The organism is Kordiimonas laminariae (assembly GCF_023008165.1).
GTDB classification, from domain to species: Bacteria; Pseudomonadota; Alphaproteobacteria; order Sphingomonadales; family Kordiimonadaceae; genus Kordiimonas; species Kordiimonas laminariae.
The window spans coordinates 210,531-231,158 of the sequence record NZ_JAKQZA010000003.1; the positions used below are offsets into that span (position 1 = coordinate 210,531).

The window sequence follows — 20,628 nt, forward strand, 5'->3', positions numbered from 1 at the left end:
TACAGGCGTTAAAAATGAATAATCACTATAAAATATATGTCCTTAAGGACGACGGCGAGAAGGTGTGCCTAGGCTCTATGGCTGGCAAACATATTACTTATAACAGATATAGCGAAGGAATGCTGATTGCTGCAGGAAAGCTTTGGAATACATCTGTGGAAAATCAGGTATTTCTCAAGTTTGTAACCCAGTTTCACGATACAATTCCTCTGCGTTTTGAAAGCTCAGAAAATATCTTTGAAGGTAATTTTACCTTCAGCAACTTTGATGCTGAACTCAGTATCGTGATCTTTGGATCAGAAGGCCCTGTATATGAAACTGAACAAACTGCTGAAGATTTTGATGAAGACGATATAGGCATTCACCGAAAATCTCGCGCTGAAGGTTCGCTAGAACTATCACATTAGCGAATATCTTCCACGTTCTGCTCCCAGTTGGCGCCGTCAAACTCTGATACTTTCAGAGACGAAATCGTACTGCGGTCTATGCAGTTAACATTGATTGACCAGCCATCAGGGTGGCTACGGGGAACATAAAAGCTTTTAACACCGCACTTGCTGCAGAACAGATGCCGCGCCGTCTGGGTATTAAAGCGGTATTCGGTCAGCCTCTCTTCTCCCTTAAGAAGACGAAACTCTTCTTTAGTGGCAAAGAGATGCAGGAAACCTGTTTGGCTACACATACTGCAGGTACATGATAGTGCTGAAATATCCGCTGGAGCATCTACTTCAAACTGTACAGCACCACAATGGCACCCACCTTTGTGTGTCACTTTATTCATGAACTTACACTTCCTCTGGCACGAAGTGCCGCAGCTAGGGTACCATCATCCAGATAGTCAAGCTCTCCACCCACAGGTACGCCGTGCGCAAGAGCAGTTACTTTTACATCAAATTCTTCAAGTTTTTCGGCAAGGTAGTGGCTTGTTGTCTGGCCATCAACTGTAGCATTGAGTGCGAGAATAACTTCGTCAATCTCACCACTGCGTACTCGCCCAATAAGACTATCGACTGTAAGATCATCAGGGCCAATGCCGTCCAGTGCTGAAAGCGTGCCTCCCAGCACGTGATACTGTCCCCGGAAAGTTTCACTTCGGTCCAGCGCCCATAGATCAGACACATCTTCAACAACGCATATGGTGGTACGGTCTCGCCTCACATCTTCGCAAACATGACAGGGATTATGGGTATCTATATTACTGCATACCTCACAGATCTGTACTGTATCCGCCACATTCATTAGTGCATGCGCAAGCGGCACCATCACACTATCTCGCTTCTTTAGAAGCTGAAGTGTAGAGCGGCGTGCTGAACGGGGTCCAAGCCCTGGCAATTTTGCCAGAAGCTGGATTAAAGCATCAATATCACTTCCATGGGACTTGGGCATAAATGGTTTCCGTTAAAACGGCATCTTCATGCCGCCTAAATCAAGACCACCTGTAATATCTTTCATTTGGTTAGCGGCTGCATCTGCTACTTTGGCTTTCGCTTGATTATGCGCCGCCAGAATAAGGTCTTCGAGCACTTCGCGGTCTTCGCTGGAATATAGACTATCGTCAATCTTTACAGACTTCATATCACCTTTGCCGCTCAGCACTACTTTCACAAGGCCAGCCCCAGCCACACCTTCAACTTCCATGTTATCAAGCTCAGCCTGCATATCGCCCATTTTGGCCTGCATTTCCTGCGCTTTTTTCAGCATTTCTGTCATTTTCATTGTCGTCTATCCTTCACTTAAGCGCCACTTGATATCCTTAGAAATCAAAGTCGCTCGCTTCTTCATCTGTTGTCTGGTCCGGCTCACCGCTATCAAGGCCCATGCCGTCATCACCTTCAAGCCGGCTATCCCGCACAGCAAGAAGTTCCGCTTCCGGGAACTGTGCGAGCAAAGCTTTCACGATCGGTTCCTCAAGCGCTTCATCCCGGCGCTGTTTAGTGCGAACCTGCTCTTTTTCCTTAACGGTGATATCGCCCTGCTGTTCGCTTACCGCGATCATCCAGTCAGCACCTGTCCAGTGTTTCAGGCAGGTTTTCACACGCATCAAGAAATCAGGCGGTGTTTTCCGGGTGATGTTCATTTCAATCGAACCCGGCTTATAGCTCACCACGCGCACGTAATCTTTCAGCAGTACCGCGAGCTGAGCCTCGCGTTCCTTAGTGAACATGGCTACGAGTTTTTCAAAATCAACAGGCATCGGGTATGGCGCATGATGCTCATCACCACCGTTTGGATTAAGCGCGATAACCTGTGCGCCCTGCTGCATAGTTGGCCCTGCTTGTGGTGCGGTCGCTTGCGGCCCCGCAGCCCCCATAGCCTGAACATTACCGCCACCGCCAGTTGGCATTTGCGTGGGCGCACCTGCTCCCGCTGGAGCGGTTTGAAGTTTCTTCACCAGATCAGCAGGGTTTGGTAGTTCAGCCGCATACGCAAGGCGAATAAGAACCATCTCAGCCGCAGCAATAGGACTAGGAGCCACTTTAGTTTCGCTCAGACCTTTAAGAAGCATCTGCCACGCGCGCGTGAGGTGCGGCATTGAGAGCTTTTTCGCCATCTCGCCGCCTTGGCTTTTTTCAGCCTCAGACACCAGTGCATCTGTGCCAGTGTCAGGCGTTACCTTTAAGCGTGTAAGCCAGTGAGCTACTTCCAAAAGATCATTTAGAACAACTGCCGGATCAGCACCGCTATCATACTGGGAACGAAGGGTCGTAAGTGCTTCAGCAATTTTGCCTTCCATCACCAATTCAAAAAGATCAAGTACCTGTGCCCGATCAGCAAGACCAAGCATATCTCTAACTTGTGTTTCGGAAACATTCCCGGCACCGTGGGCAATAGCCTGATCAAGAAGGGATAAACTATCCCGCACTGAGCCTTCAGAAGCCCGAGCAACCAGTTTGAGCGCTCCCTCTTCCGCTGTACAGCCTTCTTTTTCAACAAGGTTCGCAAGGTGCGCCACAAGCACATCAGCTTCCACACGTTTCAGATCAAAACGCTGACAACGGGAAAGAACTGTAACGGGAAGTTTGCGAATTTCTGTGGTCGCAAAAATAAACTTCACATGCTCTGGTGGTTCTTCAAGCGTTTTAAGAAGTGCGTTAAACGCATTCTTTGAAAGCATATGTACTTCATCGATGATGTAAATTTTAAAGCGCGCAGAAACAGGTGCATAACGCACACTTTCAATAATTTCGCGGATATCATCCACACCTGTGCGAGATGCAGCATCCATCTCTAGCACATCGACATGGCGCGATTCAGCAATAGAGACACAGTTTTCACATGTACCACACGGACTGATTGACGGACCATCATGGGATGTACAGTTAAGCGCTTTAGCAATAATCCGCGCTGTTGTTGTTTTACCAACACCGCGAACCCCGGTCATAATAAAAGCATGTGCAAGACGGCCTGTATCAATGGCATTCGATAGCGTGCGAACCATTGCTTCCTGGCCGATAAGTGTATCGAAATCCGCCGGGCGGTACTTACGGGCAAGAACCCTGTAACCCTGATCCTGATCTGCTGCGGTCATGCGTTATTATCTCCCTAGCGCTAGAGCATCATGACTAGCAGGATATAAAGCCTATTCAAAGACCTTTGGCAAAAATTTTAAAGGGAAGATTTGAGAAGGTGGGAGAACCGAATGACCCATTCGAAACCCGTTACGGCTGCTTCCTTTCGGACCTGACCGGATTGGCGGGCGGAATGTCCACCGGCCTCCCGCGGCTTATATGGCGATTTTATTCTGGACTTGCAAGTAGAATCCTTCCGCCCTACCTAATTCTGGTATCACTCGGGAGGAATTTTATGGCTTTAGCCGATATTACCACTGCATTTTCAGGCAATCCGCTGGACCGCGCCGACCATCTGCGTACTGATCCTGAGATTTTCGGGGACTATATGCAGCGAGAAGATGCACGAATCGTCTTGCTTGCTGGTGAAAGCAGACAAACTGATGGAGAAGTTCGTGTCTCTCTCACCTCTGAAAGTCGTATCCTCACCGATGTAGTGGGGGATATTGCATGGCAAAGCCCGCGCAAATGCCGGTTTTTTCCCGTTGGCACAACCATTTTCCTAGGCCTTGATAACGGCTCCCCCCGTTATGCAGCAATGCTTAATGGCAGCGCTGATGATTTCACTGAAATGTTTGAAGCTGATGGTGCCAAGTTCAGAGACGGTCGCGGCATCGCCTTTAAACTAGGTGGCGCTCATCCTTCTCTCGGAATCATTGCGCAAGCAAAAAGCATGCTCTTATGGCATGAAAGCCACCGCTTTTGTGCGAAATGCGGAGAAGAAAGCAAGCTTGTAAAAGCAGGTTATGAACGCAAGTGTGCCGCGTGTGAAACCAGTCACTTCCCGAGAACTGATCCTGTTGTGATTATGCTGGTACGTGCTGGGGAAAAGGCACTGGTAGGTCGAGGTAAGGGCTGGCCAGAAGGACACTATTCAGCGCTTGCAGGCTTTATGGAGCCAGGTGAGAGCATGGAAGAAGCTGTTGCTCGCGAAGTGTTTGAAGAGGTGGGCCTCAAAACCACCAGGGTACACTATAAAGCAAGCCAACCTTGGCCATGGCCGTCAAGCCTAATGATTGGCGTAGAGGCATGGGTTAAAGAAGGTGAACTGAATATTGATAGTTCTGAAATTGAAGACGCTATCTGGATCACAAAAGAAGATGTGCTAAAAAGCATGCGTGAAGAACACCCTTACCGTTTAGTGCCACCACCATTTGCCATTGCGCACAACCTAATCAAGGCCTGGATCGAAGAATAAGCATGACGGCAGCTGTAAAAGAAAAGCTTGGGCAAGATTTTGCCACCCTACTGGATGCGGAAGAACATGAATTTGAGCAAAAGCTTGAAGCACTAATTCCCAAGATTAAAACACGTGAAGAGTTTATGGCTGTTCTTTTAGCGGTGACTGAAAGGAAGTTTTCTTGGGGGTATGTAGAACATACAGACCCGCACAGCTATATAGCGGCTATTCTATCGCTCATGGATGAAAACGATATCGGCGCAGGGAAAGAAAACCCTTGGTCCGCTATGGCGCATGCGCTTATCGGTGGTATATCTTACGAATAATCCTGCCAGATTTTGTCATGGCGGTTCGCTATAGAGGTCGCCATGAAATATATTATAGTAATTCTTTCTCTGATCTTCCTTTCAAACACCTTGAAAGCAGATACTTTCAACCACAATGGCGTAACTCTTGATTATACAGTCAGCGGTTCTGGTCCAGCGCTTTTCATGCTCCATGGTGGTATGGTTTCAAGAGATGACTTATCCCTCCAAATCACGGTGCTTTCTGCTACACATAAAATCATTGCGCTGGATAGCCGCGAGCAAGGCCGCAGCAGCCAATCAACAGAACAGATATCATATGAACTAATGGCCAGCGATGTACTCGCGCTTGCCAACCATCTTGGTATTCAGGAATTTAGCCTGTTCGGTCAATCAGACGGCGGTATTACAGCCCTGCATATCGCGATCAACCATCCAGAACGCGTGAAAAGCCTTATCCTCTTGGGCACACTTTACAATCATTCAGCAGTCTCTGAGGAAGCAAAAAACTATCTGCGAAATTATCAATGGCAACCCAATATGGCCGATGAAGGATTTGCAGGAATTTTCACAGAAGATTGGCTCAAGCATCACGGTTCAATGGACGGCTTTAATGATCAACTTCAGGAAATGATTACCATGTGGGTATCAAGCCCAAACTTTACCGACGAGGACTTACATCGTATCACGGCAAAAACACTTATCATAAATGGCGACCATGAAGATGTTGATCTCGCGCACACACTTACCATGTATGAGGCCATAAAAAACGCCCAGCTCTTCATCGTGCCGGGCGCTACGCATTTTCTGCATCAGGAAAAATCTGAGTTGCTGAATAACGTTATCAGTAGATTTTTAGCAGAAGCTTAAGCCGCGAACTTTTCCATGGCTGTTGCCATTTCAATATCGAGGGATGTAACACCATCTGCATCATGGGTCGTCATCTTCACTTCCACACGGTTATAGACATTAAACCACTCTGGGTGATGATCCATTTTTTCTGCGAGTAACGCCGCACGGTTCATAAACGCCCACGCTTCACTGAAATCAGCAAATTGGAATGTTTTATTAATGGCTTTTGCATCTGCATCATATGTCCACCCGCTCAGGCCTGTGAGAGCTGCACTACGGTCCTGTTCGGTCATTTTAGATGGTCTATCAGACATGTGTACTTCCTAATTCAAAAGTTCTTCAACAAGGGCTGGTAGAAGTTCCCCTGCTTTTCCGTGGCGATGTTCCGCAAACATACTCGCCCCCTCGCTGGGTTCAAGGTTTACTTCAATAGTATGCGCATTTCCCTTTGCTCGCACCTCGGCAACAAACCCTGCTGCGGGATATACATTTCCGCTGGTACCAATTGAGATAAACAAATCACACTCAGCTAAATACTCAGCGATTCTATCCATGAAAAAGGGCATTTCCCCAAACCATACGATATGCGGCCGCAGAGACGGTGCACGCCCACAGGATGGGCACTCTGTTTCCTGTGCACAGTCTTCCCGCCAATCATGAACCGATGAACAAGCCTTACAGCGTACTTTTCTCAGTTCACCATGCATATGGATAATATTCGTACCACCGCCGCGTTCATGCAGATCATCTACATTTTGGGTAATGATTGTTACTTTCCCGTCCAGTTCACGCTGCAACTTCGCCAGCGCCTTATGCGCAGCGTTTGGCTCAACTTCATTCAGTTGCCTGCGTCTTAAGCTGTAAAAACGTTGGACTAAATCCGGGTCACGTGCAAACGCTTCAGGCGTTGCAACATCTTCGATACGGTGCTTTTCCCAAAGCCCGTCATTATCCCTAAAAGTAGCGACACCGGACTCCGCCGATATCCCCGCGCCCGTCAGGATTACAATATTTTTATACTGCCCCACGTAACTAGCCCCTTGTTTTGCCCCGCAAGCAGGCTACTAATAATTTGGAAAAGTACAAGTGGGAGATCATCATGGTTGCTGTTCTTTTTGTCTGCATGGGAAATATTTGTCGATCTCCCATGGCGGAAGGTACATTCAGAGACGCCGTAAAAAGTAATGGATTGGAAGCACAATTCATGATCGATAGTGCTGGTACAACGGGTTACCACGCGGGTGAAGCACCTGATCCACGCGCCAGAGAAACCTCAAAGAAGAACGGTATTGATATAGGTGGGCAACGTTCCCGCAAAGTTACGCAATCTGACTTCGAGGAGTTTGATTACATTCTTGCAATGGATGAAGATAACATGTCTGATCTGTTCTCCCATTGTCCTCAAGAACACCAACATAAAATCACATTATTCCTCAGCCACGCACCGCATCTGCCAATTAATGAAATGCCAGACCCATATTATGGGCATGATCGCGGCTTTGATATGTGCTTTAACGCAGCAGTGGATGCTTCTGACGGCCTTCTAAACCTCATTAAGAAAGAACAATCTCTCTGATGTCTGGTAGTGCACTATCAAAAAAACTGCACAAAGCACTGGGCGCTCGTATTATTCGCAGTCAGGCGTTACCAGGTGGTGATATCGCCGATGTCTCGCTCCTTGAGCTTGAAAACCACACCTATGTAGTGGCCAAACGCCCCAGAATGGACCAACCCGACACTACTGCTACTGAAGCTATGATGCTTAAGTATCTGGCAAAAAATAGCGAACTACCAGTTCCGAAGGTATTGTTTCAAACTCGCAGCATGCTAGTGATTAGCTATATTCCTAATGGCGCCCAAACAGATCCTAAACAGGCTTCCGAAAACGCAGCCATACACATAGCCAAACTGCATCAGCGCAGTTCAAATCAATTCGGTTTTAAGGAAAACACGTGTATCGGCCCTCTGCCTCAACTCAATACCTTTGATAATAGCTGGGCCAATTTCTTCAAAGAACAGCGCCTTCTCGCCATGGCACGATCGTGCTTAAACACCGGGAAAATTGATCAAGCCTTCTATAAGCGGATCACCCAATTTTCCGAGAAGCTTTGCGACCTGATACCTGAAGAACCCAAGGCATCACTTCTGCACGGTGATCTATGGTCCGGGAATATGCTTTTCTCACAAGATAAAGCTGTTGGTTTTATTGACCCTGCAATTTCATATGGTCACAATGAAATAGACCTTGCATTCATAGAGCTTATGGGTGGGCTTAGTGATCATTTCTTTGATGCTTATCAGCATGCAATGCCCATTGATGCTGGCTTTCATGAAGAGCGGAAATTCATTTATCAGCTATGGCCGCTTCTTGTACATGTTCGTCTATTCGGTGGCGGCTACGTACTGGATGTTGCTAACATTCTTTCTAAATTCGGATGCTAATTTCACACAGCTGTGAAGGCGTTTTCACTTTTTTCCGCCACAACACTTCCTATACTATAAGCTATAACCATAAGTAATACTGCGACTGAGGCTGTGATGCGTTTTATGAAAAAGCTCGTAAAATCTCTAAAATTCTGGATCGTTATTCTACTGCTGCCAATGGTTCTTGTTGGATGTTCTAGCTGGATTATGGATTTTGATTCTGATTTTGTAAGCGATGAATTCGTAAGCCGTGAACAGCTTCAAGTGGATGATATCAGCCTCAGTTACCTAATCAGTGGTGATCCTAACGGTCAACGAGTTATTTTCCTACACGGCACACCGGGGGATGCTGGTGGTAACTGGTATGAAATGCTGAGAAATGTTCCTGATGGATACCAGTTTATTGCCATTGATCGCCCAGGCTTTGGTCACACCAAACCACGCAAACAAGTTGTGGAACTAGACAGACAAGCTGCTGTGTTGGAACCTCTTCTTGTCACTCGTAACGGAAAAGGAACAATCCTTGTTGGTCATTCCCTTGGCGGCCCAGTAGTTACAAATGCCGCTGCCAATTTCCCAGATAAAGTTGCTGGTATTGTCGTTGCTGCGGGCGCACTGGACCCCGACCTCGAGGAAGTGTTATTTATCCAACATGTTGGTAACGTCCCACCCTTTGTTTGGCTGCTTGATAAAACTGCTAAACATTCCAACAAAGAACTTATCGCACTTGAAGATGAACTGCGGTTACTTCAGCCGAAGCTTGCAGGTATTAGGCAGCATGTTCGCATTGTACACGGCACAGAAGACGAGCTAGTACCATATGAAAATGTACCCTTTATGGAAAAAGAGATGACGGGTGTTGCCTCTTTCAAAGTAACCACTATTGAAGGGATGAACCATTTCCTTCAGTGGCGTTCGCGGGATGAGCTGCGCGAAGCTGTTTTTGATATTTCTAAAAGCCTCGAAGAAGAACAGAAGACGGCTGCCCGTTAAGCGTATTCCGCTTCAGCATACATATCATCAAACACATCACCAAATCGGCTTTCTATCGTATAATAGGAGCCGTTTTGTGTAAGTTGACTTGAAAACAGACTGAAATGCGAAATGGTCTCGGCAGGCGTCTCCAGGGCTTCGTTAACAGAAAGCCAATCTCCCACTCTGGAATGAGCCTGTTTTCTGAATCGAGCCAATGTAACATGTGGCCTGTATTTTCGGTAATCAAGTTCCAGCTCTAAAGGCTCCAACGCCTGCAATATTTTTTCATGAAGATGTTTGAGCGGTCTTTTGTTCTCAACTCCTGCCCATAGAGCTTTAGGGCTTCCGGGTTTGCCAAACATACCAACACCGGAAAGGCTAAGTTCGAAAGGATCAAAGCTGACCCGAGCCAGTTCGCCTTCTATTTCACGCATGATATTTTTGGAAACGTCACCAATAAATGCCAGCGTGAGATGAAGTTGATCATCCCGTTGCCAATGAACTTCTTCCACACCACCTCGCGCCTCATCAAGGGCAGCGAACATACTATCTGGAATTTCCAGACCAACAAACAGGCGTACCATGGGGCCCTCCTTTTACTGGTCCATTAATGATACTCTTTATTTCAGTCGTGTGAAAGAGCCTCTATTACATAAGGGCCGATCTTTTCGATAATAATCGCTACACCTTCTTTTGTTGGGTGGAGACCATCTGATTGATTAAGACTTTGATCAGCTGCAACACCATCCAGGAAAAATGGATAAAAATCAGCGTTATATTTCTTCGCCATATCTGGATAGATAGTATCAAAAGCTCTACCATACTCTGGCCCCCAACTTGGGGTAGCCAACATACCAGCAAGAAGCACTTTAATGCCTTTATCTGAAAGGCTTTTCATCATGGCATCCATGTTTTCCCGTGTTACCTCAGGCTGCACACCACGGAGTGCGTCATTTGCACCAAGCTCAAGAATAACAAGATCCGGACGACCATTCTTGAAAGGAGCCAAAGACCAATCTAGACGAGAGCGGCCACCTGATGATGTATCACCAGAAACACCGCCATTTGTAACTTTAACTGTTTTCCCAAGTTTTTCTGTGAGCCAAACCTCAAGCTGGTCCGTAAAACCATCACCAGCAGGAAGGCCATAGCCAGCTGTTAGGCTGTCGCCAAACGCGAGAATTTCAACAGCACCTTTCACATTCTCGTTATTTTGAATAGCTACGGCCTTTTCTGCGGAAAAAACCGTGAAAAAACTGGTAATCGCAATAATAACGAATATCTTTAGTGAGCTTGCAACTTGCATAATCTGCTCCTTGGGCCTGAATTAGGTGCTTTGAGTACAATAAATAAAATATTTGGCAGCGAAGGATAAAAATTACAATGGCGAATAAAGCTGACGTGATCAAATTGTCGGATGTAACACTCACGCTCGAAAGCGGCGCGGGCCCGGTAAACATCCTAAAAGGTATCAATTTTTCTATCTCTGAAGGGCAATCCGTAGGAATTGTCGGGCCGTCGGGCTCAGGAAAATCATCTCTTATGAGTTTGATGACAGGTCTTGAACAAGCAACAACCGGGGAAGTTGTTGTGGATGAACTTTCATTCACAGGTGCAGACGAAGATGCACTCGCGCGGCACAGGCTCAGCCGTGTTGGTATTGTGATGCAGGCTTTCCATCTGATCCCAACCATGACTGCACTCGAAAATGTGGCAGTACCTCTTGAACTCGCCGGCAAAAATGATGCCTTTGAGATCGCAGCTAAAGAACTTGAACTTGTTGGCCTTGCCCACCGCATGGATCACTATCCTGCCCAGCTTTCTGGTGGCGAGCAACAGCGTGTCGCACTTGCTCGTGCTCTAGCGCCACAGCCAGCAATTCTTTTTGGTGATGAACCAACAGGTAACCTTGATGGCAAAACAGGCCGGGCAGTTATTGACCTGATTTTTGAGCTTGCAAAAGAACGTGGTTCAACTCTTGTGATCGTAACGCATGATCCTGCCCTTGCTGATCGCTGTGACCGTGTGATTTCAATGGCCGATGGTAACATTATCGATGATACAGGCGACACAAGCTCTGTATCCGGCACTACAGATGCTGTTCGTGAAGTGGCACAAAGCTAATGCTTACCCGATCAGCTAGTTTACCAGTTTCCCTAAAACTGGCGCTAAGAGAGCTTCGTGGCGGGCTTAGCGGTTTTAAAATTTTTATGGCATGCCTGATTTTGGGCGTAACTGCGATCGCTTCCATTGGTTCGCTTACGCGCGCGATCCAAGACGGCATGCAGCGCGAGGGACAATCCATCCTTGGCGGTGATATTGAAATCAACATATTTCAGGCTCAAGCTGGTCCCAACCTCGAAGCATGGATGCAAGCCGAAGGGGAAGTTTCAACAACAGCCCGTTTCCGCACCATGGCCCGAGTTGACGGCATACCGAAATCTACGCTCGCTGAGCTACGTGCTGTAGATAACCTTTACCCGCTATACGGCACCTTCAAAAGCACGGCATCGGCCCCTCTATCAGATCTCCTTGCGAAACAAGGCGATGTTTGGGGCACAGTGATTGATCCGCTACTGGCTGACAAGCTTGAAGTAGCTGTAGGTGATAAGCTTGTTTTTGGCCGAGTGACAGCTGAAGTTAGAGCGTTAATTGAAACTGAACCGGACAAAGCCAATCTTGGCTTCCAACTTGGCCCATCAGCTTTCCTTGATATCAACGCGCTGAATGAAACAGGCCTTGTTACTACAGGCTCCCTTATCAACTATCTTTACCGCGTCAAGGTCCCCAACCCTGAGAATGTAAAAGCGATCAGAGAAGATTTAAAAGAAGCGTTTCCAGACTCCCGCTGGCGTGTACGTGACCGTACTACTTCAGCTCCTGGTCTACGTCGTTTCATTGAACAAATGGGGATGTTCCTTACCCTTGTTGGTGTATCTGCGCTTGTTGTGGGCGGTGTCGGCGTAGGTAACGCGGTGCGTGGCTATATGGACCGTAAAACTAAAACCATTGCGACACTAAAAATTCTTGGTGCTGATGGCAGTATGGTTTTCAAAACTTACTTCTATCAAATTATCCTGATCAGTCTTGTTGCTATTGCGGTTGGCTTAACGGTTGGTGCGTTCCTACCTAGTGTACTTGCACAGATGCTGCCAGATAGCCTACCTGTAAAACCGGAAGGTGGCGTATATCCTCTTGCTCTGGCTTTAGCTGCGCTATATGGACTGATGATCACTGTGGCCTTTACTGTGTGGCCACTTGGCAAAGCACGGGATTTACCTGCCGTACACTTGTTCCGTTCAATTGTTTCACCTGAGCGCCGCTGGCCTCGTATGATTTATATGGCAACTATTTTCGGCGCAGCATTAGTAGTGGTGCTTCTAGCTGTAGGCCTTTCTGACAACCGTGCCCTTGCAGCTGGCTTTATGATCGGCGCGGGTGTAACGCTCGGTATTTTAAGGCTTACTAGCTGGCTCATTGAACGTGGTGCAGCCAAGTTGCCACGGCCTAAAAATGCGATCCGCCGGATGGCTATTGCAAACTTACACCGGCCTGGTGCTGCAACGGGTACAGTTGTTCTTTCCCTTGGTCTCGGCCTTACGCTATTTGCAAGCCTTGCTCTTATTGAAGGCAATCTAGGCAAACAGCTGCGTGAACAGGTACCAGAAGATGCACCAGCATTCTTTATGCTGGATATTCAGCCTTATCAGATTGATGAGTTTACTGAGATCGCAAACTCAGTTGAAGGTATGCGAGAACTTGTTGTGACCCCAAACCTGCGTGGTCGGGTAACTAAGCTCAATGATGTACTAGCAAAGGACGCAGAAGTATCTCAGGAAGTACGTTGGATTCTCCGTGGTGATCGCGGCCTTACATATCAAAACGACCTTGGTGAAGGCAGCACAATTGTGGAAGGTGAATGGTGGCCTGAGGGATATGATGGCGAGCCTGAAATCAGTCTTGGTAAAGAAGCTGCAGATGGCTTGGGCCTGACCATTGGCGATACTATGACGATCTCAGTTCTCGGACGTGAGATCACCGCCACCATCCGGTCAATCCGTGAAATCAATTGGGGCTCTTTCGGCTTTAACTTTGTGATTATCTTTGATCCTCACACACTGAAAGCCGCGCCGCACACTATGATGGCAACCATCAGAGCAAGCGGTGAAGCTGAAAATGAACTGAATAAGAAAATTACGGCCAAGTTCCAAAACATCACCGCCATTCGCATGAAAGAAGTTCTTTCCAGTGTAAACAATATGGTGGATCAGATTGGCACCGCAGTACGTGCAACAGCTATCGTTGCGATTGCTGCTGGTATTCTGGTTCTTGCTGGCGCCATCGCCGCTGGTTTCCGTCAGCGGGTTTACGAAAGTGTTATCCTCAAGGTAGTTGGTGCTGTACGCGGCCAGATCTTGCGCGGATATCTTCTTGAATATGCTCTGATTGGCGCAGTAACAGCGGCTATTGCTCTTGGTCTGGGCAGCATCGTTGGCTGGCTTGTTGTGGAAAAAATGATGGAAATGGAGTTTACCTTCTTGCCGGTACCAATGATCTTTACAGTTGGCACCAGCTTGTTCATCACGGTGCTATTTGGATTATCATCCAGCTTCAAAGCACTTTCCATCAAGCCTAACGAAGTTCTCAGGAACGAGTAACTAGGATATATGGTTAAAATATAATGCGAAGGCGGTTGCAAGATCGCCTTCAAATGCCCATATTATATGGGAATGTAAGTTTATTCCTATGGGGAGTTGACATGGAACGTTACAACACTGCCTACCGGGCTGGCACAGCTACCCAAACGGCTGAATTTGATGCAGGCCTTCGCGCTTATATGCTGAAGGTCTATAACTATATGGCATCTGGTGTACTGCTGACAGGCATCATTGCGATGATTGTTGGTACAAACCAAGATCTGATGGTTGCTATTTATGGCGGCGGCCTTCGCTGGATCGTGGCACTTGCACCTCTTGCTTTCATTCTGGTGATGAGCTTTGGTGCACATAGAATGAGCTCTGGCACACTTCAAATGGTCTTCTGGGCCTTTGCTGCGGTTATGGGCCTTTCGATGGCTAGTATCTTTGCTGTATACAGCGCAGAAAGCATCGCACGCACCTTCTTCATAACGGCTGCATCTTTTGGTGCACTTAGCCTTTATGGTTACACGACGAAGAAATCCCTTTCTGGCATGGGTACATTCCTGTTTATGGGCCTGATTGGTATTATCATTGCCAGCATCGTGAACTTCTTCCTGGCATCTTCTATGATGGCATTTGTGATCAATGTAGCAGGTGTACTGATCTTTGCTGGTCTTACAGCTTATGACACACAGCGCATTAAAGAGAGCTACTTTATGACCACAACAGGTGAAGCTGTTGCTAAAGGCGCTATTATGGGTGCTGTGAACCTTTATCTGGATTTCGTGAACCTGTTCATGTTCCTACTGAACTTCCTCGGTGAACGCGAATAATCGGTTCAATACAATCATTAAAAAAGCCCGGTCAAATTGGCCGGGCTTTTTTTATTATTTTATACTGGTGCAATGCCGTGTTCTTTTAGCACCTCAATATAGGTTTCAGGTTCTGGTCGCACACGATAGTTATCCGTTTCATGGGTCCAGAGTACTTTACCCTCCCTATCAGTAATAATAACTGTGGGCATTACCGTATCACTATCATACCCCATCGCCTGCATTCCCATAGGGGTACCGTAAGCAGAGAAAATGCCAAGCGCTCTAGCAGCAGCATTACCTTCATCCTGATAAAACTCAATCCCTTCCACACCGAACTTCTTCGCTAGCGATCGGCTGTATTTCTGTGGTTGCGGAGAAATAAAAGCGACAGTCGCCCCAGCCTCTTTAATGCCCGCGTAACCTGCTACCATTTCCTTCACTTGCGCTACACAAAGTGGACACCAATTGCCTCGATAAAAAACAAAGATTTTCGCACCAGATGAAAGGCGTTCGCTTGTAACAGCTTCACCATCTGTAGTTCTCAGTTCAAAGGGTGGCAACGCTTCGCCAACAGCCAGTTTAGAGGAACTACGATCCAGCTTTGAATACCAATGATCATAGAGAAGGAATAGAGCTGTCATACCAGTGGCTATGTAAAGTAGCTCAATATCATCGCCTTTTAACACACCATTAAAAAGCGTAAGCCCCACACCGAATACTGCCAACAGCAAAACAATATTCAGGTTATTACTGGTACGCGCTTTATCTTTCAAAATCATGATACGCATAACAAATAGCACAATAGGTGCAGATGTGAAAAGCACACCCAGATAGGAATAAAACTCATTCCCCGAAATGATATGTTGAATACTATTGATAGAGACAACAGTCGCTACCGTGAGATAAGCAACAATGAATATAGATTTCAGCACGAACCAGCCCTCCAGCAATTCCCTATAAACCGAGGATATAGCTGGAAGGCCCGATTAAACCAGTGATTAATCATCACATTTATGTCTGATTGGCTTTTAACACCTGATAAATGGTGTTTGTAAGCTTAATGAGATCATCGTCACTAATCACCAGCGGCGGGGTTAGATAGACAATATCCCGGAACGGCCTGATCCAGACACCAGCTTCAACAAACAGCGGCTTCAACGCTTCAATATTAGAGGCATCCTCAAGCTGCACCACACCAATCGCGCCCAGCGTGCGCACATCTTTCACGTTTGGTAGTGCACGGCAACGCTCAAGTCCCTCAACAAGCAGTTCATTAATTCGCTTTGCTTTTGCGCCGTAGTCTTCCTGCTCAAACAAATCAAGAGAGGCGTTCGCGGCTGCACATCCAAGAGCGTGCCCCATATAGGTTGGCCCGTGCATCAAAGCTTTCATCGGATCATCATCATAGAAAGCATCAAAGATTTCATCTCGCGCCACACATACAGAAAGCGGTGACGCTCCGCCAGACAGTGCCTTGGAGAGCGTTACCATATCCGGCACAATATCCGCCTGCTCTATAGCAAAACGGGTACCTGTACGGTAAAAACCAGTGAAAATTTCATCCACAATGAAAAGCACACCCGCTTCATCACATGCTTCGCGGAGCCACTTAAGTGTTTCAGGACCATGCATCACCATGCCGCCTGCACCCTGCACAAGGGGCTCAGTGATCACAGCAGCAACGTCGGATGCATGTTCTTTGAGATATGCTTTAAACGCAGTTGCTTCCGTCTCATTGCGAGGCAGATCAGTAAGCATATTATCCATAAGGATATCCGAAAACAGACTGTGCATACCTTCATCAGGGTCACACACTGCCATGGTACCAAGAGTATCGCCGTGGTATGTGCCGCGGAAATGCACAAATTTACTACGGCGCTCCCCCCGGTTAAGGAAATACTGCACTGCCATTTTCATGGCTACTTCTACAGAAACAGAGCCTGATTCTGCAATAAAGCAGCGATTAAGATCACCAGGAAGCATATCAGCAAGACGTTTTGAAAGCTTAAGAGCAGGTTCGTTAACTAACCCGCCAAACATCACATGCGCCGCTTTATCAAGCTGGACTTTCATCGCTTCAACGATATGCGCATTACCATAACCGTGAGAGGCTGCCCACCAGCTGGAAATACCGTCAATAAGCTCGCGCCCATCCGCGAGCTTCAAGCGCACACCACCCGCAGATTCCACGGGAAGTGGCGGACGTGTTGTTTTCATTTGGGTGTAAGGGAGCCAGATATGCCCAAGCCCCTCAGAATACCATTCTGGACTATTTGGCATGACACTCTTTTTTAGCGTTCACTTCAGCAGGCTTCAGACCAAGCTTATTGAACAGCATCATGTCTTTATTATTTTCAGGGTTCGCAGTTGTCAGCAATTGCTCACCATAGAAGATGCTGCTTGCACCCGCCATAAAGCAAAACGCCTGAGTTTCTTCTGACATTTCCTGACGGCCAGCGGAAAGACGTACTTCCGATTTCGGCATCATAATGCGCGCAACAGCAATAGTGCGCACGAATTCAAACGGGTCAAGGCGCTCAAGATGCTCCATCGGAGTACCCGGTACAGCGACCAGCATGTTAATCGGCACACTATCAGGGTGATGCGGTAGGTTCGCAAGCGTCATAAGCATACCAGCACGATCTTCCGGCTTCTCGCCCATACCCACGATACCACCAGAGCAAACATTCATGCCCGCATTGCGCACACGTTCAAGCGTATCCAGCCGCTCCTGATACGAGCGCGTGGTGATAATCTCTTTATAGTATTCCTCAGACGTATCCACATTGTGGTTATAATAATCGAGGCCAGCATTCTTAAGGCGCAATGTCTGTTCATCATCAAGCATGCCAAGCGTCATGCATGTTTCCATGCCCAAGTCTTTCACACCTTCAACCATGGCTATGATACTGTCCATATCCCGATCTTTCGGGCTAGTCCACGCCGCTCCCATACAGTAACGGGTTGCACCACCTTCTTTTGCTTTCTTGGCAGCATCTACAACACGCTGTACTTCCATAAGCTTGGTAGCGTCGAGTCCTGTAGTTTTCTTGTATTTAGCTGACTGGGAACAGTAGGAGCAATCTTCCGCACAGCCACCAGTTTTAATTGAAATCAGCTGGGACAACTGAACCTGATTTGGGTTGTGGTACAGGCGGTGAACACGCTGTGCTTCAAACACCAAGTCCATGAAAGGTAAGGCAAAAAGATCCATGATCTCTTGCTTAGTCCAGTCATGACGGATTTCTGGTTCTTGGTTCATATCAGTTGTATCAATTTTAACCGGGGCATTCATACTCTTAGCCACTCCTTAAAAGCATAGGCTCTGTTTGTGGGCAAAGTCGCGATATAGAGCCGTGAAGTCAAGCAAAATCACTGGTTGACGTATGGGTATCTAAACACTATCTGACCCGCATGAGCACAGAAAACAAAGCACCCGCCAGCCTGAATGATTTTGCATCCGGCAAGCTTCAAGCGCTGGAAGCCAAAAACCAGCGCCGTACTTTGGTGAACACAAGCCGCACACAGGATATGGCCCTCTCCGTTAACGGTGGCCCTCGCCTGATCAGTTTTACAGATAATGATTATCTGGGCTTATCCACACACCCTGATGTAGTGGCTGCCGCACAGGAAGCAAGTGCCCGCTACGGTGCAGGCACAGGCGCGAGCCGCCTGGTTACAGGCAACTGTCCACTGTACGCGGAACTGGAAGCTACGATAGCCCGTATTAAAGGCACGGAAGATGCCGCTGTATTTGGCTCTGGCTACATGGCGAACGTTGGCATTATTCCAACGCTTATTGGCCCCAAAGATTTGATCATTGCGGATGAACTGGTCCACACTTGCATTCATGCAGGTATCACGCTCTCACGTGCCACTTGCCATTTCTTCAGACACAATGATGTTGATCATGTGAAAGAATTGCTTCGCGGGCACCGTCATGACTATGAACGTGTTCTAATCGTTGTAGACGGTATCTATTCTATGGACGGTGATCTGGCTCCGCTTCTGGAATTAGGCAGGCTGGCCAAGGTATTTGATGCCTGGTTGATGAATGATGACGCCCATGCACTTGGTACTGTTGGCGGAGGCCGTGGTTCAGCCCATGCACTTGGTGCTGAAGGTTATGTACCACTGCAGATGGGCACCTTATCAAAAGGTGCTGGCTCATATGGCGGTTATCTGGCCGCATCAAAGCCTGTCATCGACCTGATGAAAACTCGTGCTCGGCCATTTATTTACACGACGGGCCTGCCACCAGCTGCTCTTGGTGCCAGCATCAAAGCGCTTGACCTGATTGAGAATGACAAAGCGCTCACAGAGCGCCCGCTTAAGCTTGCAAAGCAATTTGCAGCGGCACTTGGCTTGCCAGAACCTCAATCCCCTATCGTACCATTGGTGATTGGTGCTGAAACTGCTGCGCTAGATGCTTCCACTGAGCTTGCCGAAAAGGGCTATAAAGTGATCGCTTTCCGTCCACCTACCATACCAGAGGGTACTTCACGTTTGCGTTTCAGTTTTTCCGCAAGCCATAATGACGAAGACGTTGAGGGCTTAATTATGGCCTGTAAGGCTTTAGGGTATGGAGCATAGTATGAACGGTCTTTTCATTACCTCTACAGGTACCGAAATTGGCAAAACCTTCGTAACTGCCTGCCTTTGCCATCAACTGAAAGCCGCTGGCAAACCCGTGCATGCTATCAAAGCTATTATCAGTGGTATCGAAGATGACATGACAGGTACGGATACTGCCGTGATTGCTGAGAGTCTCGGGCTTGAGCCAACAGTTTCGACATGGAATGCCATTTCTCCATTCCGCTATAAAGCACCACTTGCACCAAGCATGGCAGCGAAACTCGAAGGTAAAACGCTAGATTATGATGCACTTATTGCTTTTTGCCGGAAACAACTAAATGAAAACCCATTCACCCTTGTAGAAGGTGTTGGCGGCAGCTTTGTACCGCTTAATGATGATAAACTCGTTGCCAACTGGATTGCGGACCTGAAGCTGGATTCCATCCTCGTTGCTGGTAGCTATCTAGGAACCCTATCCCATATCACTGCAACACTTGAAGCTATGCAGGCACGCAAACTGCCTGTAAGAGCCGTCGTGATCAGCGAGACAGCCGGAGACGACCACCCGGATTTCATCGCCACCATTGAGCAGGTTAAGCATTGGACAGATATTCCGGTAATCGCGCTACCTCGTATCAAAACGCCTGACCTATGGCGTGTAAGCCCCGACATGCTCAGCCAATTAAATCTCTAGCAGGCAAGCCTTTCCCTGCTGGGCCATATATGCCCGGCAGCTTTCACCATCCAAGATACGAGCTTGATCAAAACCCCAGTATTCCAACCATTTCAAAACTGGCACAGCAGTTGCTCTTAATGTTCCAAACGTAATCACCCTGTGATGGAGCAACCAATGCAACAAGAGCAATTACCTTTCGACCCGAATGTCTACTACGGTATCGTCGCTGATAACCTACTGAAGAACCTTGGTCCAAAGGCACTGCACTATGCAGATCATGCTCTGGCGAAAATGAAATCACTCGGTGATGAAAAAGGTTTGGATATCTGGCTTAATATTCATGAACACCTGATCATGCGCTCTATGCCAGAACATCACGCAGATACTGCAATGATCCACTAAAACACCCAGATACAGACAGGGCATCTCTCAGCACCCGGCACCCGAAGTCCTGTCTGTGACCGGAACATACCCAATTCCGGTCATAAGGCCCGCCCTTTCACCCAAGGGGCGGGTCTTTAACATTTTACTCACACCTGCATAAAATTCGACGATTATGGTGAAACACTATTGAAAACATAGTGCGCTAAAGGCTATTTATATAACTATGGGGGTCA

24 protein-coding genes and 1 other RNA gene are annotated in these 20,628 nt (G+C 47.5%); 13 read left to right on the plus strand and 12 right to left on the minus strand.

Features of this window, described 5'->3' with window-relative positions; genetic code table 11:
* The first annotated feature begins 14 nt into the window (after nt 1-14).
* A complete protein-coding gene (locus MF542_RS06975; RefSeq protein ID WP_247017376.1) occupies nt 15-407 on the plus strand; it encodes a hypothetical protein in 393 nt (130 codons plus the stop codon).
* Here MF542_RS06975 and MF542_RS06980 read toward each other — a convergent pair.
* From MF542_RS06980 to ffs, 5 genes are all read right to left on the minus strand, one after another.
* Nucleotides 404-781 carry a GFA family protein gene (locus MF542_RS06980; protein ID WP_247017378.1) on the minus strand — a complete coding sequence of 126 codons (378 nt, stop codon included), beginning with the start codon at nt 779-781 and terminating at the stop codon, nt 404-406. The genes MF542_RS06975 and MF542_RS06980 overlap by 4 nt on opposite strands.
* Nucleotides 778-1,386, minus strand: coding sequence for a recombination mediator RecR (gene recR / locus MF542_RS06985; protein ID WP_247017380.1), 609 nt, complete (start codon nt 1,384-1,386; stop codon nt 778-780). Before recR ends, MF542_RS06980 begins: the two co-directional genes overlap by 4 nt.
* A gap of 12 nt (nt 1,387-1,398) precedes the next feature.
* A complete protein-coding gene (locus tag MF542_RS06990; protein WP_247017382.1) occupies nt 1,399-1,716 on the minus strand; it encodes a YbaB/EbfC family nucleoid-associated protein in 318 nt (105 codons plus the stop codon).
* Between the two features lie 37 nt (nt 1,717-1,753).
* On the minus strand, nt 1,754-3,529 hold the full coding sequence (locus tag MF542_RS06995) for a DNA polymerase III subunit gamma/tau (protein WP_247017384.1): 1,776 nt from the start codon (nt 3,527-3,529) through the stop codon (nt 1,754-1,756).
* A 94-nt stretch (nt 3,530-3,623) separates the two neighbouring features.
* Nucleotides 3,624-3,722, minus strand: an RNA gene (ffs, locus tag MF542_RS07000) — signal recognition particle sRNA small type.
* Between the two features lie 82 nt (nt 3,723-3,804).
* Between ffs and nudC the strand changes: the two genes are divergently transcribed.
* The 3 genes from nudC to MF542_RS07015 are packed head-to-tail and all read left to right on the plus strand — an operon-like array spanning nt 3,805 to nt 5,924.
* Nucleotides 3,805-4,767: an NAD(+) diphosphatase gene (gene nudC, locus MF542_RS07005; protein WP_247017386.1), complete on the plus strand. Its 963-nt coding sequence runs from the start codon at nt 3,805-3,807 to the stop codon at nt 4,765-4,767.
* A 2-nt stretch (nt 4,768-4,769) separates the two neighbouring features.
* Entirely contained in the window at nt 4,770-5,075 is a 306-nt protein-coding gene (locus tag MF542_RS07010) for a hypothetical protein (protein ID WP_247017388.1), read from the plus strand.
* A 42-nt stretch (nt 5,076-5,117) separates the two neighbouring features.
* Nucleotides 5,118-5,924, plus strand: coding sequence for an alpha/beta fold hydrolase (locus tag MF542_RS07015; protein ID WP_247017390.1), 807 nt, complete (start codon nt 5,118-5,120; stop codon nt 5,922-5,924).
* On the opposite strand, the gene MF542_RS07020 is transcribed toward MF542_RS07015, so the two are convergent.
* Nucleotides 5,921-6,220: a 4a-hydroxytetrahydrobiopterin dehydratase gene (locus MF542_RS07020; RefSeq protein WP_247017392.1), complete on the minus strand. Its 300-nt coding sequence runs from the start codon at nt 6,218-6,220 to the stop codon at nt 5,921-5,923. The genes MF542_RS07015 and MF542_RS07020 overlap by 4 nt on opposite strands.
* Before the next feature lie 9 nt (nt 6,221-6,229).
* On the minus strand, nt 6,230-6,934 hold the full coding sequence (gene cobB / locus MF542_RS07025; protein ID WP_247017394.1) for a Sir2 family NAD+-dependent deacetylase: 705 nt from the start codon (nt 6,932-6,934) through the stop codon (nt 6,230-6,232).
* Between the two features lie 71 nt (nt 6,935-7,005).
* Between cobB and MF542_RS07030 the strand changes: the two genes are divergently transcribed.
* The 3 genes from MF542_RS07030 (at nt 7,006) to MF542_RS07040 (ending at nt 9,323) form a co-directional block, all read left to right on the plus strand.
* Nucleotides 7,006-7,482 (plus strand): low molecular weight protein-tyrosine-phosphatase, encoded by a 477-nt coding sequence (locus MF542_RS07030; RefSeq protein WP_247017395.1) that lies wholly within the window; start codon nt 7,006-7,008, stop codon nt 7,480-7,482.
* Nucleotides 7,482-8,348 carry a fructosamine kinase family protein gene (locus MF542_RS07035; RefSeq protein WP_247017396.1) on the plus strand — a complete coding sequence of 289 codons (867 nt, stop codon included), beginning with the start codon at nt 7,482-7,484 and terminating at the stop codon, nt 8,346-8,348. The genes MF542_RS07030 and MF542_RS07035 overlap by 1 nt, the downstream gene beginning before the upstream one ends.
* A gap of 105 nt (nt 8,349-8,453) precedes the next feature.
* A complete protein-coding gene (locus MF542_RS07040; protein ID WP_247017397.1) occupies nt 8,454-9,323 on the plus strand; it encodes an alpha/beta fold hydrolase in 870 nt (289 codons plus the stop codon).
* On the opposite strand, the gene thpR is transcribed toward MF542_RS07040, so the two are convergent.
* Together thpR and MF542_RS07050 are read right to left on the minus strand one after the other, a co-directional pair.
* Complete coding sequence (gene thpR, locus MF542_RS07045; RefSeq protein ID WP_247017398.1) at nt 9,320-9,889, minus strand: RNA 2',3'-cyclic phosphodiesterase; 570 nt, start codon at nt 9,887-9,889, stop codon at nt 9,320-9,322. The two genes, MF542_RS07040 and thpR, sit on opposite strands and share 4 nt — an antisense overlap.
* Nucleotides 9,890-9,930: 41 nt before the next feature.
* Nucleotides 9,931-10,611: an arylesterase gene (locus tag MF542_RS07050; protein ID WP_247017399.1), complete on the minus strand. Its 681-nt coding sequence runs from the start codon at nt 10,609-10,611 to the stop codon at nt 9,931-9,933.
* A gap of 77 nt (nt 10,612-10,688) precedes the next feature.
* On the opposite strand from MF542_RS07050, the gene MF542_RS07055 reads away from it, so the two are divergent.
* The 3 genes from MF542_RS07055 to MF542_RS07065 all read left to right on the plus strand — a co-directional run bounded on the left by MF542_RS07055 (nt 10,689) and on the right by MF542_RS07065 (nt 14,778).
* On the plus strand, nt 10,689-11,429 hold the full coding sequence (locus MF542_RS07055) for an ABC transporter ATP-binding protein (protein ID WP_247017400.1): 741 nt from the start codon (nt 10,689-10,691) through the stop codon (nt 11,427-11,429).
* On the plus strand, nt 11,429-13,963 hold the full coding sequence (locus MF542_RS07060) for an ABC transporter permease (protein WP_247017401.1): 2,535 nt from the start codon (nt 11,429-11,431) through the stop codon (nt 13,961-13,963). The genes MF542_RS07055 and MF542_RS07060 overlap by 1 nt, the downstream gene beginning before the upstream one ends.
* A gap of 101 nt (nt 13,964-14,064) precedes the next feature.
* Nucleotides 14,065-14,778 carry a Bax inhibitor-1/YccA family protein gene (locus MF542_RS07065; RefSeq protein ID WP_247017402.1) on the plus strand — a complete coding sequence of 238 codons (714 nt, stop codon included), beginning with the start codon at nt 14,065-14,067 and terminating at the stop codon, nt 14,776-14,778.
* Between the two features lie 59 nt (nt 14,779-14,837).
* Here the strand turns inward: MF542_RS07065 and MF542_RS07070 are convergent, their stop codons facing one another.
* The 3 genes from MF542_RS07070 to bioB form a co-directional block, all read right to left on the minus strand.
* The gene (locus MF542_RS07070) at nt 14,838-15,692 is read right to left on the minus strand and encodes a peroxiredoxin family protein (protein ID WP_247017403.1); all 855 of its coding nucleotides are present in this window, start codon (nt 15,690-15,692) and stop codon (nt 14,838-14,840) included.
* 79 nt (nt 15,693-15,771) lie between these two features.
* A complete protein-coding gene (locus MF542_RS07075; protein WP_247017404.1) occupies nt 15,772-17,040 on the minus strand; it encodes an adenosylmethionine--8-amino-7-oxononanoate transaminase in 1,269 nt (422 codons plus the stop codon).
* A complete protein-coding gene (gene bioB, locus MF542_RS07080) occupies nt 17,030-18,055 on the minus strand; it encodes a biotin synthase BioB (RefSeq protein WP_343264860.1) in 1,026 nt (341 codons plus the stop codon). Before bioB ends, MF542_RS07075 begins: the two co-directional genes overlap by 11 nt.
* A 119-nt stretch (nt 18,056-18,174) precedes the next feature.
* Between bioB and MF542_RS07085 the strand changes: the two genes are divergently transcribed.
* The 3 genes from MF542_RS07085 (at nt 18,175) to MF542_RS07095 (ending at nt 20,413) form a co-directional block, all read left to right on the plus strand.
* Nucleotides 18,175-19,353, plus strand: coding sequence for an aminotransferase class I/II-fold pyridoxal phosphate-dependent enzyme (locus tag MF542_RS07085; protein WP_247017406.1), 1,179 nt, complete (start codon nt 18,175-18,177; stop codon nt 19,351-19,353).
* A 1-nt stretch (nt 19,354) separates the two neighbouring features.
* Nucleotides 19,355-20,029 carry a dethiobiotin synthase gene (gene bioD, locus MF542_RS07090; protein ID WP_247017408.1) on the plus strand — a complete coding sequence of 225 codons (675 nt, stop codon included), beginning with the start codon at nt 19,355-19,357 and terminating at the stop codon, nt 20,027-20,029.
* A 156-nt stretch (nt 20,030-20,185) separates the two neighbouring features.
* A complete protein-coding gene (locus MF542_RS07095; RefSeq protein ID WP_247017410.1) occupies nt 20,186-20,413 on the plus strand; it encodes a hypothetical protein in 228 nt (75 codons plus the stop codon).
* Nucleotides 20,414-20,628 lie beyond the last annotated feature (215 nt).